The sequence below is a fragment of the Paenalcaligenes sp. DL 309 genome, assembly GCF_057475285.1.
This window is the reverse complement of record NZ_JBYBKW010000051.1, coordinates 1-334: the sequence shown is the minus strand read 5'-3', so window position 1 is coordinate 334 and position 334 is coordinate 1. Positions and strand designations below refer to the sequence as shown.

Sequence of the window (334 nt, the reverse complement as noted above, 5' to 3'; positions counted from 1 at the left end):
TCTGAACCAGTGTAAGTTCAAACACTCATTCCTAAATTTACCATTCAGACTTTCCACAAATGCATTCTGCGTCGGCTTACCGGGTTGGATAAAATTGAGTTGCACTTGATGCATTTTGCTCCAAAAAAATAGGGCTTTACCGGTGTATTCTGGGCCGTTATCACAAACAATAGCTTCCGGTTTACCTCGTACTTCAATTAATTCCGATAAATAACGGGCGACTTGATGGCCTGAAATAGAAATGGAAACGAGCTGGCCCACCATTTCACGACTAAAATCATCCACGATATTTAAGACTCGAAAGCGGCGTCCTGTGGCCAACTGATCTGAAACA

1 protein-coding gene is annotated in these 334 nt (G+C 42.5%); it reads right to left on the bottom strand.

The genetic code is table 11. From position 1 onward, the window contains the following. On the bottom strand, positions 1 to 334 hold a 334-nt coding region (locus AC2UZJ_RS12575; protein WP_486950460.1), incomplete at both ends, for a DDE-type integrase/transposase/recombinase.